This window comes from Paenisporosarcina sp. NPDC076907, assembly GCF_050269735.1.
GTDB lineage: Bacteria > Bacillota > Bacilli > Bacillales_A > Planococcaceae > Paenisporosarcina.
Window position 1 is genome coordinate 30563 of the sequence record NZ_JBNNIX010000006.1, and the last position, 16918, is coordinate 47480.

Here is a 16918-nt window from a genome sequence, read left to right on the forward strand (position 1 = left end):
AGTTTTTTATTTTTTATACAATGAATGATGATGGTCTAGATCCACCATCATTCAAAGCTTACAAAATAGTTATACAAGATTAAAAATCAAACTTCAATGATTAACCTTTATTTTTTTTGATAATTTCTTCTGAAATTGATTTCGGCACTTCTTCGTAGTGATCGAAAGTCATAGAGAATACTCCACGACCTTGAGTTGCAGAACGAAGTGTTGTCGCATAACCAAACATCTCAGCAAGTGGAACCATTGAACGAACAACTTGTGAATTACCACGAGCGTCCATACCTTCTACGCGTCCACGGCGAGAAGTGATGTTACCCATAATATCTCCTAAGTATTCTTCAGGAATTACTACTTCCACTTTCATCATTGGTTCAAGAAGAACTGGTTTACATTTTGAAATTGCGTTTTTCAATGCCATAGATGCAGCAATTTTGAACGCCATTTCATTTGAATCGACATCATGGTAAGAACCGTCAAATAGACGAGCCTTAATGTCGATAAGTGGGTATCCAGCAAGTACACCATTGTTTAAAGAGTCACGAAGACCTGCTTCAACAGCTGGGATGTATTCACGTGGTACAACACCACCAACAACACCATTTACGAATTCAAAGCCTTTTCCTTCTTCGTTTGGAGAGAATTCAATCCAAACGTGTCCGAATTGACCACGACCACCAGATTGACGTACGAATTTACCTTCAACTTGAGCAGACTCACGGAATGTCTCACGGTAAGATACCATTGGAGCACCAACGTTAGCTTCTACTTTAAATTCACGGCGCATACGGTCAACTAAGATATCAAGGTGAAGTTCACCCATACCAGAGATGATTGTTTGTCCAGTTTCTACGTCAGTATGAGCGCGGAAAGTTGGATCTTCTTCTTGAAGTTTTTGTAAAGCTTGACCCATTTTATCTTGATCAGCTTTTGACTTCGGTTCTACAGATAAAGAGATAACTGGCTCTGGGAATTCCATTGATTCAAGAATAACTTGGTTTTTCTCGTCACATAGAGTATCACCTGTTGTAGTGTCTTTAAGACCAACAGCAGCAGCGATATCACCAGAGTAAACTTTAGAAATCTCTTCACGGCTATTCGCGTGCATTTGTAGGATACGACCTACACGCTCACGTTTACCTTTAGTAGAGTTTTGTACGTATGAACCTGATTCAAGAACACCAGAGTACACACGGAAGAATGTTAATTTACCAACATAAGGGTCAGTCATTACTTTGAATGCTAATGCAGAGAATGGTTCTGAGTCGTTAGACTTGCGAACAACTTCTTCATCAGAATCAGGTAAGATACCTTTAATTGATGGTACGTCTGTTGGAGCTGGAAGGTAATCAACTACTGCGTCAAGCATTTTTCGAACACCTTTGTGTTTGAATGCTGAACCACAAATAACTGGGTAGAATTCAACTGCGATAGTTGCTTTACGGATAGCCGCTTTCAACTCTGCATTTGAGATTTCTTCACCTTCAAGGTATTTCTCCATAAGATCTTCGTCAACGCTAGCTACCGCTTCGATTAATTTCTCACGGTATTCTGCAGCTTGAGCTTTATGTGATTCAGGAATTTCGCCTTCTGTAATTGCAGTACCATCTTCGTTACCGTAGAAAGTAGCATTCATTTCAATAAGGTCGATAATTGCACTGAAGTCTTCTTCTGTACCAATTGGAAGTTGTACTGGATGCGCGTTCGCTTGTAAACGATCGTGTAGAGTTCCTACAGAGTATAGGAAGTCTGCACCCAATTTATCCATTTTGTTTATGAAAACAATACGTGGTACGCCGTAAGTTGTAGCTTGGCGCCATACTGTTTCAGTTTGTGGTTCAACACCAGATTGCGCATCAAGAACCGTTACAGCACCATCAAGTACGCGAAGTGAACGTTCAACTTCAACAGTGAAGTCTACGTGACCAGGAGTATCGATGATGTTTACGCGGTGGCCTTTCCATGCAGCTGTTGTTGCAGCAGAAGTGATCGTGATTCCACGCTCTTGCTCTTGCTCCATCCAGTCCATTTGTGATGCACCTTCGTGCGTTTCACCAATTTTATGGATTTTACCAGTGTAATAAAGAATACGCTCAGTAGTTGTTGTTTTACCAGCATCAATATGAGCCATGATACCAATGTTACGTGTATTCTCTAAGGAGAATTCTCTAGCCATTTTGTAATCTCCTTCCATCTCAAATTAGAATGATTAGTGGATGAAAAATCCTACCAGCGGTAGTGAGCGAATGCTTTGTTCGCTTCCGCCATTTTATGCATATCTTCACGTTTCTTCACAGAAGAACCTGTGTTGTTAGAAGCGTCAAGAATTTCGTTAGCTAAACGCTCTTCCATAGTTTTCTCCCCACGAAGACGAGAATAGTTAACTAGGTAGCGAAGACCTAATGTAGAACGACGTTCTGGACGAACTTCGATTGGCACCTGATAGTTAGAACCACCAACACGGCGAGCTTTAACTTCAAGTACTGGCATGATGTTAGCTAATGCTGCATCAAATACTTCTAAAGGATCTTTACCTGAACGTTCTTGAACAAGTTCAAACGCTCCATAAAGAATTTTTTGAGAAGTACCTCTTTTACCATCTACCATCATTTTATTGATTAAACGAGTTACAAGTTTTGAATTATAAATTGGATCTGGTAACACGTCACGTTTGGAAACAGGACCTTTACGAGGCATGTGTTTTCCTCCTTTCGATGAGATCTATAGTTTTATTTTTAATTAGCTTTTTTTAACTTTAGGGCGTTTAGTACCGTATAGTGAGCGACTTTGCATACGACCGTTTACACCGGCAGTATCAAGAGCACCACGTACGATATGGTAACGAACACCCGGTAAATCTTTAACTCGTCCTCCACGGATTAGAACAACACTGTGTTCTTGAAGGTTGTGGCCTTCACCCGGGATGTACGCAGTAACCTCAATTAGGTTAGTTAAACGTACACGCGCATATTTACGAAGCGCTGAGTTAGGTTTTTTCGGTGTCATTGTACCAACACGAGTACAAACCCCACGTTTTTGCGGTGAACTAACGTTTGTTAACGTTTTTTTAGAGCTGTTATACCCTTTGTTCAATGCTGGTGAGCCAGATTTGACTGTTTTGGATTTACGAGGCTTACGTACCAATTGGTTAATTGTAGGCATCGATTATTCCTCCCTTCTTGTTATCGTTGTAATACCACACATCCAGGTGGTTCATTTTTGGGTAAAAAACAAAGTCTTTGTGTTTTCATACACAAAAACTGTTACACAGTAATTGCAACAACTGCTGCACCCACTTGAAGTCCGCAGGCTTTACCGAGTTCTATTTTAGACTCTACAAAGTCAATCTTCACACCTTTTTCTTCAGCTAACTGAATAGCTGGTTGAGTGATCCGGTTGTCTGCATCACGAGCCACGAGAATTTCTACTACATGGCCACCATGGATTGCTTTTACTGTTTGCTTAGTACCGATGACGGTTTTCATCGCCTGATTAACTTTTTCATAAGACATTTAGCATATCCTCCAAAGACCCAGACCTTCAACTATCAACCTTAAATATATTATCATCCATAATTTTTTCTGTCAACCCATTTCACAAGAAAAGTCGAAAGACCACATCACTTATCGGTTGTCATAAATATTCCGGGGGGCTGTTTATACACACCCCCGGAACAGGATGATGAATTTATTCTGCGCTCACTGCTACTTCAGTTTCGTTTTTCTTTTGGTCAACAATCTTGATCTGACGGTAACGTTGCATACCTGTACCCGCTGGAACGAGTTTACCGATAATAACATTTTCTTTCAGGCCAAGCAATTCATCGCGTTTCCCTTTGATAGCCGCGTCTGTTAACACACGCGTCGTTTCTTGGAACGATGCTGCTGATAAGAACGATTCTGTTTCAAGTGAAGCTTTCGTAATACCGAGAATAACTGGACGACATGTTGCTGGAAGTTTGCCATTCAACACTGCCTCTTTATTCGCATCTGCAAATTGGTGGATGTCGAGTAACGAACCTGGAAGCAATTCTGTTTCTCCAGCTTCGATGACGCGCACTTTACGAAGCATTTGGCGAACCATTACTTCGATATGTTTGTCTCCGATTTCTACCCCTTGCATACGGTATACTTTTTGAACTTCTTTCAACAAGTACTCTTGTACAGTTGAAACGTCTTTAACTTTTAACAATTCTTTCGGATCAATTGAACCTTCAGTTAATACTTCACCGCGTTTAATGGCATCATTCAGCTGAACTTTCAGACGACCATTATAAGGCGCTAGGTATTTACGTGTTTCAACATCACCTTGAACTGTGATTTCTTTTTGACCTTCACGGATTTCATCAATAGCAGAGATAACCCCTGTAATTTCAGTAATAACCGCTTGACCTTTAGGATTACGAGATTCGAAAATCTCTTGGATACGTGGAAGACCTTGTGTAATATCGTCTCCAGCTACCCCACCTGTATGGAATGTACGCATCGTTAACTGAGTACCTGGCTCACCGATCGATTGAGCAGCGATAATACCGACTGCTTCTCCAACCTCAACGTTTTCACCAGTTGCCAAGTTGATTCCGTAACATTTTTTACATACGCCGTGTTTCGTGTTACATGTGAAAGCAGAACGAATAGTTAGTTCTTCGAATCCAGCATCCAATATAACGCGAGCTACGTCTTCTGTAATCAAACCATCTTTCTCCAAGATAACTTTTTTCGTTTCTGGATGGAAAATAGTTTTACGAGTATGACGACCGACAATACGCTCGTCGAACCCTTCGATTACCTCTGTGCCGTCCATTAAGGCGCCAATCAACAAGCCACGGTCCGTTCCGCAATCATCTTCACGAACAATAACATCTTGAGCAACGTCAACTAGACGACGTGTTAAGTAACCTGAGTCAGCCGTTTTAAGGGCAGTATCCGCAAGACCTTTACGAGCACCATGCGTAGAGATGAAGTATTCAAGTACTGTTAAACCTTCACGGAATGATGATTTAATCGGAAGCTCGATAATACGACCGGCTGGATTGGCCATTAGCCCACGCATACCTGCAAGTTGAGTAAAGTTGGATGCGTTACCACGCGCTCCAGAGTCACTCATCATGAAGATTGGGTTCAAGTTATCTAATGATTTCATTAGTTTTTCCTGAATAACGTCCTTCGCAGCACTCCAGTAAGAAATTACGCGATCATAACGCTCTTCTTCTGTAATTAATCCACGACGGAATTGTTTCAGTACTTTATCTACTTTATCTTGAGCTTCTTCTAATACTTTCCCTTTGTCTGGAAGTACTACGATATCTGAGATACCGATCGTAATACCAGCTTTAGTTGAGTATTTGAAACCAAGGTTTTTCATACGGTCAAGCATTTTCGACGTTTCAGTAATATGGAAACGTTTGAATACTTCAGCGATGATGTTTCCAAGAATTTTCTTCTTGAATGGTGAAACAAGTTCCATTTCATCGATGTGTTTACGCACATCAGTTGATGTTGAAACGAAGTATTTAGACGGTGTTTCAACTTGAAGGTTGAAATCCGTTGGTTCGTTAATGTACGGGAATGTTTCAGGTAAAATTTCATTGAAAATCACTTTACCCACTGTCGTCAATAACAACATTTTGTTTTGTTCTTCAGTGAATGTTTGGTTGTTCAAAGAACCTGCCGCGATTGCAATACGAGTATGCAAATGCGCATGTCCGTTTTGATAAGCAATCAACACTTCATTTGGACCATAGAATGTAGAACCTTCGCCAGTTGCACCTTTACGCTCAAGTGTTAAGTAGTAGTTACCTAATACCATATCTTGAGATGGTGTAACAACTGGTTTACCATCTTTAGGATTCAAAATGTTTTGTGCAGCCAACATTAGTAAACGAGCTTCAGCTTGCGCTTCTGCTGATAGAGGAACGTGAACCGCCATTTGGTCACCATCGAAGTCAGCGTTATAAGCTGTACATACAAGAGGGTGAAGACGAATTGCGCGACCTTCTACTAAAGTTGGTTCGAAAGCTTGAATTCCAAGACGGTGAAGCGTTGGTGCGCGGTTTAGTAAAACCGGATGCTCCTTAATAACGTCTTCTAATACATCCCAGACTTCTGAATGCATACGCTCAATTTTGCGTTTTGCACTCTTGATGTTGTGAGCTAAGCCACGCTCAACTAGTTCTTTCATAACAAATGGCTTGAATAATTCAATCGCCATTTCTTTTGGAAGTCCACATTGATACATCTTCAAGTTTGGTCCTACAACGATAACCGAACGACCAGAGTAGTCGACACGTTTACCAAGTAAGTTTTGACGGAAACGACCTTGTTTCCCTTTCAACATATGTGAAAGTGATTTCAATGGACGGTTACCTGGTCCAGTAACTGGACGGCCACGGCGACCATTATCAATCAATGCATCAACAGCTTCTTGTAACATACGTTTTTCGTTCTGAACGATGATGCTTGGAGCACCAAGGTCTAATAAACGTTTTAAACGGTTATTACGGTTGATTACACGGCGATACAAATCATTTAAATCAGAAGTAGCGAAACGGCCACCATCTAATTGAACCATCGGGCGTAATTCTGGTGGAATTACCGGAAGTACATCTAAAATCATCCAATCTGGTTTGTTACCAGAGTTACGGAAAGATTCAACAACTTCAAGTCGCTTAATTGCACGCGTACGTCGTTGACCAGCTGCAGTTTTAAGCTCTTCCTTCAGCATTTCTGTTTCTTTTTCAAGATCAAGGTCTTGAAGAAGACGCTTGATTGCTTCTGCACCCATTGCTGCATAGAATTTCGTGCCGTATTTTTCACGGTATGCACGGTATTCTTTCTCAGACAATAGTTGTTTGCGCTCAAGTGGTGTATTCGCAGGATCTACAACGACATAAGAAGCAAAGTAGATAACTTCTTCCAAAGAACGTGGAGACATATCAAGGATAAGTCCCATACGACTTGGAATTCCTTTGAAATACCAAATATGTGATACTGGAGCCGCTAATTCAATGTGACCCATGCGCTCACGACGCACTTTTGAACGTGTAACTTCAACGCCACAGCGATCACAAACGACACCTTTATAACGAACACGCTTATACTTACCACAATGACATTCCCAGTCCTTTGTCGGTCCGAAAATGCGTTCACAGAACAAACCATCTTTTTCAGGTTTAAGTGTGCGGTAGTTAATCGTTTCAGGCTTCTTCACTTCACCGTATGACCAAGAACGAATCTTGTCAGGAGATGCTAAACCAATCTTCATGTACTCAAAATTATTAACGTCTATCAAGGAGCCTACCTCCCTTAGTCTGGGTCTTTTAAAGACTTTATCCACTTAGCTCAGGCGGATAACTTTTATGGAAATGGAAATGCGGGCAGGTATGAGGGCCTGCCCTTATTTCTTAAAAAGGATTGTTATATATTGCCTTACTCGGCTGAACCGACTGGCACTTCGTTCGTCATTGGCAGGATGTTGAGAGCATCAGCTGGTTGAAGATCGTCTTCCTCATCCAAATCACGCAATTCAATTTCTTGGTCGTTGATTGTCATCATCTTAACGTCCATACCTAAACTTTGAAGTTCTTTAATTAATACTTTGAATGATTCTGGAACACCAGGTTCCGGAACGCTTTCACCTTTAACGATGGCTTCGTATGTTTTCACACGACCTACCACGTCATCGGATTTCACTGTCAAGATTTCTTGAAGTGTGTAAGCAGCACCGTATGCCTCAAGTGCCCAAACCTCCATCTCACCGAAACGTTGTCCACCGAATTGTGCTTTACCACCAAGCGGTTGTTGCGTAACAAGAGAGTAAGGTCCAGTTGAACGTGCATGTAATTTATCGTCAACCATGTGGGCTAACTTAATCATATACATGATTCCGACAGAAACACGGTTGTCGAATGGCTCACCTGAGCGACCATCATACAATGTTGTTTTACCATCACGGTTCATACCAGCTTCTTCCATAGTATCCCAAACATCTGCTTCATTGGCACCATCAAATACCGGTGAAGCCATATGAATGCCAAGTGTACGTGAAGCCATACCTAAGTGAAGCTCCAATACCTGACCGATGTTCATACGAGATGGAACCCCTAGAGGGTTAAGCATGATATCAACTGGTGTGCCGTCTGGAAGGAATGGCATGTCTTCTTCTGGAAGGATACGAGAGATAACACCTTTGTTACCATGACGTCCAGCCATTTTATCCCCAACAGAGATTTTACGTTTTTGAACGATGTATGCACGAACGAGTTGATTCACACCTGGTGGAAGCTCGTCGCCATCTTCACGGTTGAACACTTTAACATCCAAGATAATTCCGCCTGCACCATGAGGTACACGTAGAGAAGTATCACGAACTTCACGTGCTTTTTCACCGAAGATTGCATGTAATAAACGTTCTTCAGCTGTTAACTCAGTAACCCCTTTAGGTGTTACTTTACCTACTAAGATATCGCCATCGCGAACTTCCGCACCGACACGAATGATTCCGCGGTCATCTAAATTACGAAGCGCTTCTTCACCCACGTTTGGAATGTCACGTGTGATTTCTTCAGGTCCAAGCTTCGTATCACGGGATTCTGACTCGTATTCCTCGATATGCACAGAAGTGTACACATCGTCTTTTACAAGACGTTCACTCATGATAACAGCATCTTCATAGTTGAAACCGTCCCATGTCATGAAAGCAACAAGCACGTTACGTCCAAGTGCCATCTCACCACGTTCCATTGAAGGACCATCAGCAAGAATATCAAGTGGTTTTACGCGATCGCCAACTTTAACGATTGGGCGTTGGTTATAACTCGTCCCTTGGTTAGAACGAATGAATTTTTGTAATTTATATTTTGTTAAATCGCCTTTAACTTCTTTGCCGTCGATTTCTTCAATACGACGAACTCGAATTTCTTTCGCTTCTACATGCTCAACGATACCGTCAAACTTAGCGATAACCGCTGCACCTGAGTCACGCGCATTCACATGTTCCATCCCTGTTCCTACGAAAGGAGCTTCAGGATTTAACAACGGAACGGCTTGACGTTGCATGTTCGCACCCATTAGGGCACGGTTGGAGTCATCGTTCTCTAAGAACGGGATACACGCTGTCGCTGCAGAAACAACTTGTTTAGGCGATACATCCATATAATCGATTGCAGAACGTTTGAATACCGTGTTATCTCCACGGAAACGACCTACGACTTCTTCATCCACAAATTCACCAGTATCAGAAAGACGTGCATTAGCTTGCGCCACTACATAGTTGTCTTCTTCATCAGCTGTTAAATAGTCGATGCGAGTTGTCACAAGGCCTGTCTCAGGATCTACGCGACGGTAAGGTGTTTCAATAAATCCGAATTTGTTCACTTTCGCAAAACTTGAAAGTGAGTTGATCAACCCAATGTTTGGTCCCTCAGGCGTTTCAATCGGACACATACGACCATAGTGGGAGTAATGAACGTCACGTACTTCAAAGCCAGCACGTTCACGCGTTAAACCACCGGGTCCTAATGCCGATAGACGGCGTTTGTGTGTCAATTCAGCAAGCGGATTTGTTTGATCCATGAATTGAGACAACTGAGAACTACCAAAGAACTCTTTAATTGATGCAATAACCGGACGGATATTAATCAATTGTTGTGGCACTATAGATTGTGTGTCGTTAATTGACATACGCTCACGTACCACACGCTCCATACGAGAAAGACCAATACGGAATTGGTTTTGTAACAACTCTCCTACTGAACGTAAACGACGGTTACCTAGATGATCGATGTCATCCGTGTTTCCAACGTTGTAAAGTAAGCCAAAGAAGTAACTAACAGAAGAAATAATATCAGCAGGTGTGATGTTTTTGATTGCATCTTCAATATAAGCATTGCTGATAACATTTATTTCTTGTTGCGCTTCGTTGTTTGGTGCATAAATTTTAATTGATTGCAACGTGATATCGCCATCTAATACGCCACCGACTTGAGAAATTGTTTGGAATCCGATTCCATTCTCAAGATGTGGGATTAAACGATCAAGTAAACGACGGTCAATCACTGCACCTTGTTCAGCTAGAATTTCACCAGTTTCTGGATCAACTAGTGTTTCAGCAATTGTTTGATTGAACAAACGGTTTTTGATGTGCAGTTTTTTATTCATTTTGTAACGACCAACATTTGCTAAGTCATAGCGTTTCGGGTCGAAGAAACGTGAGTACAACAGGCTCTTCGCGCTTTCAACTGTTGGCGGCTCGCCTGGGCGTAGACGCTCATAAATTTCAAGTAACGCTTTATCTGTGCTCTCCGTGTTATCTTTTTCTAAAGTATTACGAAGGAATTCATTATCGCCAATCAAGTCGATAATTTCTTGATCAGAACCGAAGCCAAGTGCACGCAGAAGTACCGTTACTGGTAATTTACGTGTGCGATCGATACGTACATATACTACGTCTTTCGCGTCAATTTCGTATTCCAACCATGCGCCACGGTTAGGAATAACCGTTGCACCGAAACCTTTTTTACCGTTTTTATCTGTCTTATCATGGAAGTAAACACTTGGTGAACGTACTAACTGAGATACGATTACGCGCTCAGCGCCGTTGATGACGAAAGTACCTGTTTCTGTCATGAGTGGGAAATCACCCATAAACACATCTTGTTCTTTCACTTCATCTGTTTCCTTGTTATGAAGACGTACTTTTACGCGAAGTGGTGCAGCGTATGTTACGTCACGTTCTTTCGACTCATCGACAGGATACTTAGGTTCCCCTAATGTATAATCGATGAATTCTAGTGAAAGGTTACCTGTGAAGTCTGCAATTGGAGAAATGTCTCGGAACATTTCACGCAAACCTTCTTCCAGGAACCATTCATAAGATGCTGTTTGAATTTCAATTAAATTCGGAAGTTCCAGCACCTCATTAATACGCGCAAAACTTCTGCGCTGGCGGTGTTGTCCGTACTGAACTAGTTGACCTGCCAACTCATTCACCCCTCAATAAAGCAATATTAGGACTTTTCGGCACACCATATTTAGTGTATGATGTCGAAAAGACAAAAAGAAAACGAGTTCTATAAGAGCTCATTTTCGGTTAACTAAATTTATTCATGGTAAGTATACCCACTAAGAAAATATCTTTATACAAAAGGGCATACGACCGCAAAATAATATTTTTGCATTTTATTATAATATCATAGCGATTTTGTCAAGTCAATAATCATTTGACTTTCTCAGCCTTGATGATCCAGTAACCCCTTACCTTATCGACTACTTCAACTTGACCGAAAATTTCTTCTAATCGATCGAAAGTTGACGGAGCTCCTTGTTTCTTCTGAATGACAACCCACAACTCTCCACCCACACGCAATTTCGCATAGGCATCTAAATAAAAACGAAAAATCGTTTGTTTTCCAGCACGGATTGGCGGGTTTGTTAAAATTGCAGCAAAGTCAGTTTCCGTAACGTCGGTAAACCCGTCACTTTCATAGATTCGTACATTTTGTACCCCGTTACCCTCCGCATTTTTACGCGAAAGTTGCACTGCACGCTCGTTGATGTCCACCATGTGAATTGTACGATCTGCCTCAGTTTTAGCGATGGATAAACCAATTGGTCCATACCCACACCCCACATCAAGCACAGGCCCTTCAGTCGCAGGCATTACAAACGCATCGATTAAAACACGGGACCCAAAATCTACTTCGCTTTTACTGAAAACACCCGTATCCGTTTCAAAATGAAACAGCTCACCACGCAGTGTAAAACTCCATGATTTAGGCTTACTTTCAGTTTGAGGTTTTTTTGAATAATAATGATCAGCCATTCGGGCACCCTCCAACCTGTTGTTGAAATGAAGAAAAAGCCCGCCGTTAACTGACGAGCTTTCCATTACTTATTGAAAGAAATTATTTAACTTCTACTGAAGCGCCAACTTCTTCAAGTTTAGCTTTGATTTCTTCTGCTTCTTCTTTAGTTACGCCTTCTTTAAGAGCTTTAGGAGCGTTGTCTACAACTTCTTTAGCTTCTTTAAGACCTAATCCAGTGATTTCACGAACCACTTTGATTACTTTGATTTTTTGATCTCCTGCAGAGTTAAGGATTACATCAAATTCAGTTTTTTCTTCTTCAGCAGCAGCACCGCCACCAGCAGCCATAGCCATTGGTGCAGCAGCTGTAACGCCGAATTCTTCTTCGATTGCTTTTACTAAGTCGTTTAATTCAAGAACTGTCATACCTTTGATTGCTTCAAGGATTTGAGTGTTGTTCATTGTATGTTCCTCCTAATAGGAATATTTTTTTGGTTGGGTTATACCCGGTTTTAAACAGCTAAGCCGTGTAACGAATTACGCGCCTTGCTCTTCTTTTTGTTCTGCAACAGCTTTTGTAACAACTGCGAAGTTGCGCATTGGAGCTTGTAGAACGCTGAGTAGCATTGACAACAAACCTTCGCGAGAAGGAAGTTCTGCAAGTGCTTTGATATCGTCAGCAGTTGCGATTGTACCTTCGATCACACCAGCTTTGATTTCAAGTTTCTCGTTCTTTTTAGCGAAATCGTTAAGGATTTTCGCTGGCGCTACTACGTCTTCTGTTGAAAACGCAATTGCGTTTGGACCTGTAAGACTTTCGTTCAAGCCTTCAAGACCTGCAACTTCTACTGCACGGCGAGTCATTGTGTTTTTATACACTTTGAATTCAACGCCAGCTTCACGAAGTTGTTTACGAAGTTCAGTTACTTGAGAAACACTCAAGCCACGGTAGTCAACTACTACTGCAGTTGCTGCTGTTTTGAACTTTTCAGTAATTTCTTCAACACGAACTTTTTTAGCTTCGATTGCTCTGCTCATCTGGACACCTCCTAATAGAATGAGTCATTTATACCGCCAAAAGAAAAGCCCCTGGATCTATATAGACACAGGGGCTGAAACGTCATCTTAAAAAGAATCTGAATGCATGTCCTCGGTAGGATCATTATGCGACAAGTCGCCCCTACTGTCTACGGTACAAATAATTTATTTACAACAAAAGTCATCTTAACAGATAGACTTTTAACTGTCAACCTTATTTAGAAACTTTTACGCTAGAAGAATCCACTTTTACAGATGGACCCATTGTAGTTGTAACGTTAACTGATTTCATGTAAGTTCCTTTAGCTGCCGCAGGCTTAGCTTTTTGAACTACATCGAATACTGCTAAGAAGTTTTCAACTAACTTGTTGTCGTCGAAAGAAACTTTACCGATTGGCGCGTGGATGATACCAGCTTTGTCAGCACGGTATTCAACTTTACCAGCCTTGATTTCTTCGATTGCTTTAGTTACGTCGAATGTTACAGTACCAGTTTTAGGGTTTGGCATTAAGCCTTTTGGTCCTAATACGCGACCTAATTTACCAACTTCACCCATCATGTCAGGAGTAGCTACGATTACATCGAAGTCAAACCATCCTTGTTGGATTTTTGTGATGAACTCTGAATCGCCAACAAAGTCAGCGCCAGCAGCTTCTGCTTCTTTTAATTTTTCGCCTTTAGCGAAAACTAATACACGTTGAGTTTTACCAGTTCCGTTTGGAAGTACTACTGCTCCACGGATTTGTTGGTCATTTTTACGTGTGTCGATTCCTAATTTGAATGCCACTTCAACTGTTGCGTCAAAGTTAACAGTGCTCGTTTTTTTAGCAAGTTCGATTGCCTCTTGAGCTGCGTACAATTTAGTACGGTCTACCAATTTCGCTGCATCTTGCAACTTTTTACCTTTTTTAGCCATTGTAAAATGTCCTCCTTGATTGTGGTTTTAGCGGAATAAACCTCCCACGAATAAGGGTTGCGTGTCTTGTAGACATCCGCAACCCCCCAAAAACTAATGCATCATCAAGTGCAGGGATTAGTCTTCGATGACAATACCCATGCTGCGCGCAGTACCTTCAACCATCAACATAGCTGCTTCAACTGATGCTGCGTTTAGGTCTGGCATTTTTTGTTCAGCGATTTCGCGAACTTTATCACGCTTCACCGTAGCAACTTTTTTGCGGTTTGGTTCACCAGAACCTGACTGGATACCAGCCGCCACTTTAAGTAATACTGCTGCAGGTGGAGTTTTTGTAATGAATGTAAATGAACGGTCTTCAAATACAGAAATTTCAACAGGGATAATTAGTCCAGCTTGATCTGCCGTACGTGCGTTGAATTCTTTACAGAATCCCATGATATTAACACCTGCTTGACCCAATGCTGGACCAACCGGCGGTGCTGGATTTGCTTTACCAGCAGGAATTTGTAATTTTACTACTTTAACAACTTTTTTAGCCACGAGACACACCTCCTTAAGTCCGTGATGTGGTAATTGGGTTGCCCCTCCCACTCAATATCTGTCTGTCAGCTACTAGCTGAGCATAAGCTAAAATTTTCGCAGACTACACTATTTCAGTCTGACCTTTGAAATAATACCATTTTTCCAAAACTTAAGCAAGTAGCTTTTGGAAAAAGGTTGTAAGTTTTAAATTTCGAATGGGTTTTTCCATTCTGAAATGCTTTGATTAGTAAGTGCAAGCGTGTATTAAAGCCATAAAGCTTGAAAGGCGCTTTTCACTTTTCTAATTACATTTTAATAACTTGATCGTAGTCCAGTTCCATTTTTGTTTCGCGTCCAAACATATCAACTGAAACTTTCAACTTGCCTTTTGCATCATCAATCTCTTCCACTTTACCTTGGAAGTGCGCAAATGGTCCTTCAAGAACTTCCACCATTTCCCCGACTGTGTATTGCCCTTCAAGTTTACGTTCAGTCATACCCATTTGTTTCAGGATGAATTCTACTTCTTCCGGTAATAATGGTGTCGGTTTTGCTCCGCCACCTGAAGAACCGATAAATCCAGTAACACCTGGTGTATTACGCACGACATACCAAGAATCGTCCGTCATCACAAGTTCTACTAAAACATACCCAGGGAATGTTTTACGCATTACTGTGCGTTTTTTACCATCTTTAAAATCCGTTTCTTGCTCTTCCGGGATAATGACGCGGAAGATCAGATCGGACATACCCATTGTTTCAACACGCTTTTCAAGATTTGCTTTTACTTTGTTCTCGTATCCAGAATACGTGTGAACAACATACCAATTCTTTTCCATAAGTAGCAGGACTGTTCGTCCGTCCCTCCATTTCTTTAGACAAATGAAAAAACCCGTTCTCAGTTTCTGACGGGCTATTTTCCACAAGTGCTATCAGTTATCAAATTACAGTTTAAGGAACCAGCGAAACGCTTCTGAAATCCCTAAGTCAATGGCTGCGAAAAACACTGCCATAACTACGACCGTTGAAAGTACAATGACTGTATAACGAGTCAGTTCCTTACGTTTAGGCCAGCTAACTTTTCTCATTTCCGAGACAACATTACCAAAGAAACCACTGATATTAGCCATTCTGATTTAACCCTCCGAGTAAAAATTATCTATATTTATATTTACAACGTTTGCTTATGAACCGTATGCGCTTTGCAATGCGAGCAATACTTTTTCAGTTCCAGACGTTCACTGGATCCTTCTTTAGAAGCAGGGACCGTATAGTTTCTTGAACCACATTGCACACAGCTTAAGACGACTTTATTAGCCATTTTATCACCTTTTAAGTCAGCATTTGTCTTTTTAAAGACTATCACCTACGGTTTAGACTGTCAACAAACGCCCGGGTGAAGATTTCAATGAACGCCACCGATTTCAATGTGCCGCTCTAGTTTCCTCTTCACGCGTTGCAGTGCGTTATCAATGGATTTGACATGACGATTCAATTCTTCGGAAATTTCATGATAAGACTGGCCATCCAGATACAGAGCCAGTACTTGCCGCTCTAATTCGCTAAGAATTTCACTCATTTTCTCTTCCATGTAATCATAATCTTCACGATGGATCATCAGTTCTTCAGGATCATCGATGACGGAACCCGAAATCACATCCATTAGTGTGCGGTCTGATTCTTCATCAAAAATCGGCTTGTCCAATGACACATATGAATTGAGTGGAATATGCTTTTGACGTGTTGCTGTTTTAATAGCGGTTATAATTTGACGCGTGATGCAAAGTTCTGCAAATGCACGAAACGATGAGAGTTTGTCCCCTCTAAAATCCCGAATCGCTTTATAGAGTCCGATCATTCCTTCTTGAATGATATCTTCTTTATCGGCCCCGATTAAAAAGTAAGATCTCGCCTTCATACGCACAAAAGATCGATATTTCGTGATCAAAAAGTCCAGCGCTTCGGAGTCGCCATTGTGTACCAATTCCACAAGTTCATCATCAAGTAAGTCCTCAAATTGGTGCAGCTTCACGTGTCCATAGTCACTCTTCATCAACAGTATCACCTCGGCCGGTCTGCATAGTTTGACCCTAGTATACAGGATGTGGAAATCGAGCGTCAACGCTTCATTTCATCCCTCTGCGCCATTTTTCGAAAATTTCTGCCACTTCGTTGGTGAGCTGGATTTTTGAAAACGGTCGTTGGTCCTGAATCGCCTTCACTTTCTTCGTGATATTGTCCTGCACTAACTCCATTTCAATTTCAAGTTCACGCGCAGACTTCCTCAGTGCACCTTGCGCAAAGATTACCCATTGTTCCGTCAAATCCGATGTTGCGACGTGCACTTGATCACGCCTTGTCATTAGTTGTGAAGTTAATTTTTCAATGCGTTCATCCGCCGTTTCATTTTCACGGGTGAAAATGACTTCGACATCGTACTGTTTTTTCTTCTTTTCTATCCCAGGTACAAGATGTGCATCAAACACAACAATGACCTTCCAACCGGAATACGCTTTGTATTCCGCCATCATTTCAATCAGTCGATCTCTAGCATCAATGAGCTTGTCCGCTTTTAATGCTCGCAACTCTTTCCAAGCGCCGATAATGTTATAGCCATCGACGAGTAAAATGTCCAT

General features: G+C 41.4%; 16 protein-coding genes and 1 other annotated feature. All 16 genes read right to left on the minus strand.

Annotation, left to right across the window (positions count from 1 at the left end; translation table 11 throughout):
• Positions 1–100: 100 nt before the first annotated feature.
• The gene (gene fusA / locus ACQKEV_RS15660) at positions 101–2176 is read right to left on the minus strand and encodes an elongation factor G (protein ID WP_427447460.1); all 2076 of its coding nucleotides are present in this window, start codon (positions 2174–2176) and stop codon (positions 101–103) included.
• Positions 2177–2226: 50 nt separating this feature from the next.
• A complete protein-coding gene (rpsG, locus tag ACQKEV_RS15665; protein WP_394191247.1) occupies positions 2227–2697 on the minus strand; it encodes a 30S ribosomal protein S7 in 471 nt (156 codons plus the stop codon).
• Positions 2698–2739: 42 nt separating this feature from the next.
• Positions 2740–3162 (minus strand): 30S ribosomal protein S12, encoded by a 423-nt coding sequence (rpsL, locus tag ACQKEV_RS15670; RefSeq protein ID WP_016429877.1) that lies wholly within the window; start codon positions 3160–3162, stop codon positions 2740–2742.
• Positions 3163–3263: 101 nt separating this feature from the next.
• Positions 3264–3512, minus strand: coding sequence for a ribosomal L7Ae/L30e/S12e/Gadd45 family protein (locus ACQKEV_RS15675; RefSeq protein ID WP_427447461.1), 249 nt, complete (start codon positions 3510–3512; stop codon positions 3264–3266).
• Between the two features lie 175 nt (positions 3513–3687).
• A complete protein-coding gene (gene rpoC, locus ACQKEV_RS15680) occupies positions 3688–7290 on the minus strand; it encodes a DNA-directed RNA polymerase subunit beta' (protein ID WP_427447462.1) in 3603 nt (1200 codons plus the stop codon).
• 137 nt (positions 7291–7427) lie between these two features.
• Positions 7428–10988, minus strand: coding sequence for a DNA-directed RNA polymerase subunit beta (gene rpoB / locus ACQKEV_RS15685; RefSeq protein ID WP_427447464.1), 3561 nt, complete (start codon positions 10986–10988; stop codon positions 7428–7430).
• A 226-nt stretch (positions 10989–11214) separates the two neighbouring features.
• On the minus strand, positions 11215–11820 hold the full coding sequence (locus ACQKEV_RS15690; RefSeq protein ID WP_427447465.1) for a class I SAM-dependent methyltransferase: 606 nt from the start codon (positions 11818–11820) through the stop codon (positions 11215–11217).
• A gap of 82 nt (positions 11821–11902) precedes the next feature.
• Positions 11903–12265, minus strand: a complete 363-nt coding sequence (gene rplL / locus ACQKEV_RS15695; protein WP_427447467.1) for a 50S ribosomal protein L7/L12 — start codon at positions 12263–12265, stop codon at positions 11903–11905.
• Positions 12266–12340: 75 nt separating this feature from the next.
• Positions 12341–12841: a 50S ribosomal protein L10 gene (gene rplJ / locus ACQKEV_RS15700; RefSeq protein WP_427447468.1), complete on the minus strand. Its 501-nt coding sequence runs from the start codon at positions 12839–12841 to the stop codon at positions 12341–12343.
• Positions 12842–12874: 33 nt separating this feature from the next.
• Positions 12875–13014, minus strand: a sequence feature (ribosomal protein L10 leader region).
• 41 nt (positions 13015–13055) lie between these two features.
• On the minus strand, positions 13056–13757 hold the full coding sequence (rplA, locus tag ACQKEV_RS15705; protein WP_427447469.1) for a 50S ribosomal protein L1: 702 nt from the start codon (positions 13755–13757) through the stop codon (positions 13056–13058).
• Between the two features lie 117 nt (positions 13758–13874).
• Positions 13875–14300: a 50S ribosomal protein L11 gene (gene rplK / locus ACQKEV_RS15710; protein ID WP_016429869.1), complete on the minus strand. Its 426-nt coding sequence runs from the start codon at positions 14298–14300 to the stop codon at positions 13875–13877.
• Positions 14301–14587: 287 nt separating this feature from the next.
• The gene (gene nusG / locus ACQKEV_RS15715) at positions 14588–15121 is read right to left on the minus strand and encodes a transcription termination/antitermination protein NusG (RefSeq protein WP_427447470.1); all 534 of its coding nucleotides are present in this window, start codon (positions 15119–15121) and stop codon (positions 14588–14590) included.
• 105 nt (positions 15122–15226) lie between these two features.
• The gene (gene secE, locus ACQKEV_RS15720; protein WP_427447472.1) at positions 15227–15412 is read right to left on the minus strand and encodes a preprotein translocase subunit SecE; all 186 of its coding nucleotides are present in this window, start codon (positions 15410–15412) and stop codon (positions 15227–15229) included.
• A 41-nt stretch (positions 15413–15453) separates the two neighbouring features.
• The gene (gene rpmG, locus ACQKEV_RS15725; RefSeq protein ID WP_081637847.1) at positions 15454–15603 is read right to left on the minus strand and encodes a 50S ribosomal protein L33; all 150 of its coding nucleotides are present in this window, start codon (positions 15601–15603) and stop codon (positions 15454–15456) included.
• A gap of 84 nt (positions 15604–15687) precedes the next feature.
• A complete protein-coding gene (gene sigH / locus ACQKEV_RS15730; RefSeq protein WP_427447475.1) occupies positions 15688–16335 on the minus strand; it encodes an RNA polymerase sporulation sigma factor SigH in 648 nt (215 codons plus the stop codon).
• Positions 16336–16408: 73 nt separating this feature from the next.
• A complete protein-coding gene (locus tag ACQKEV_RS15735; RefSeq protein WP_427447476.1) occupies positions 16409–16918 on the minus strand; it encodes an NYN domain-containing protein in 510 nt (169 codons plus the stop codon).

Excerpts from the sequence above, each read along its gene's own strand:
- fusA (WP_427447460.1), bottom strand. The coding sequence starts at position 2,176 with ATGGCTAGAGAATTCTCCTTAGAGAATACACGTAACATTGGTATCATG.
- rpsG (WP_394191247.1), bottom strand. The coding sequence starts at position 2,697 with ATGCCTCGTAAAGGTCCTGTTTCCAAACGTGACGTGTTACCAGATCCA.
- rpsL (WP_016429877.1), bottom strand. The coding sequence starts at position 3,162 with ATGCCTACAATTAACCAATTGGTACGTAAGCCTCGTAAATCCAAAACA.
- ACQKEV_RS15675 (WP_427447461.1), bottom strand. The coding sequence starts at position 3,512 with ATGTCTTATGAAAAAGTTAATCAGGCGATGAAAACCGTCATCGGTACT.
- ACQKEV_RS15690 (WP_427447465.1), bottom strand. The coding sequence starts at position 11,820 with ATGGCTGATCATTATTATTCAAAAAAACCTCAAACTGAAAGTAAGCCT.
- rplL (WP_427447467.1), bottom strand. The coding sequence starts at position 12,265 with ATGAACAACACTCAAATCCTTGAAGCAATCAAAGGTATGACAGTTCTT.
- rplJ (WP_427447468.1), bottom strand. The coding sequence starts at position 12,841 with ATGAGCAGAGCAATCGAAGCTAAAAAAGTTCGTGTTGAAGAAATTACT.
- rplA (WP_427447469.1), bottom strand. The coding sequence starts at position 13,757 with ATGGCTAAAAAAGGTAAAAAGTTGCAAGATGCAGCGAAATTGGTAGAC.
- nusG (WP_427447470.1), bottom strand. The coding sequence starts at position 15,121 with ATGGAAAAGAATTGGTATGTTGTTCACACGTATTCTGGATACGAGAAC.
- secE (WP_427447472.1), bottom strand. The coding sequence starts at position 15,412 with ATGGCTAATATCAGTGGTTTCTTTGGTAATGTTGTCTCGGAAATGAGA.
- rpmG (WP_081637847.1), bottom strand. The coding sequence starts at position 15,603 with ATGGCTAATAAAGTCGTCTTAAGCTGTGTGCAATGTGGTTCAAGAAAC.
- sigH (WP_427447475.1), bottom strand. The coding sequence starts at position 16,335 with ATGAAGAGTGACTATGGACACGTGAAGCTGCACCAATTTGAGGACTTA.
- ACQKEV_RS15735 (WP_427447476.1), bottom strand. The coding sequence starts at position 16,918 with ATGGACATTTTACTCGTCGATGGCTATAACATTATCGGCGCTTGGAAA.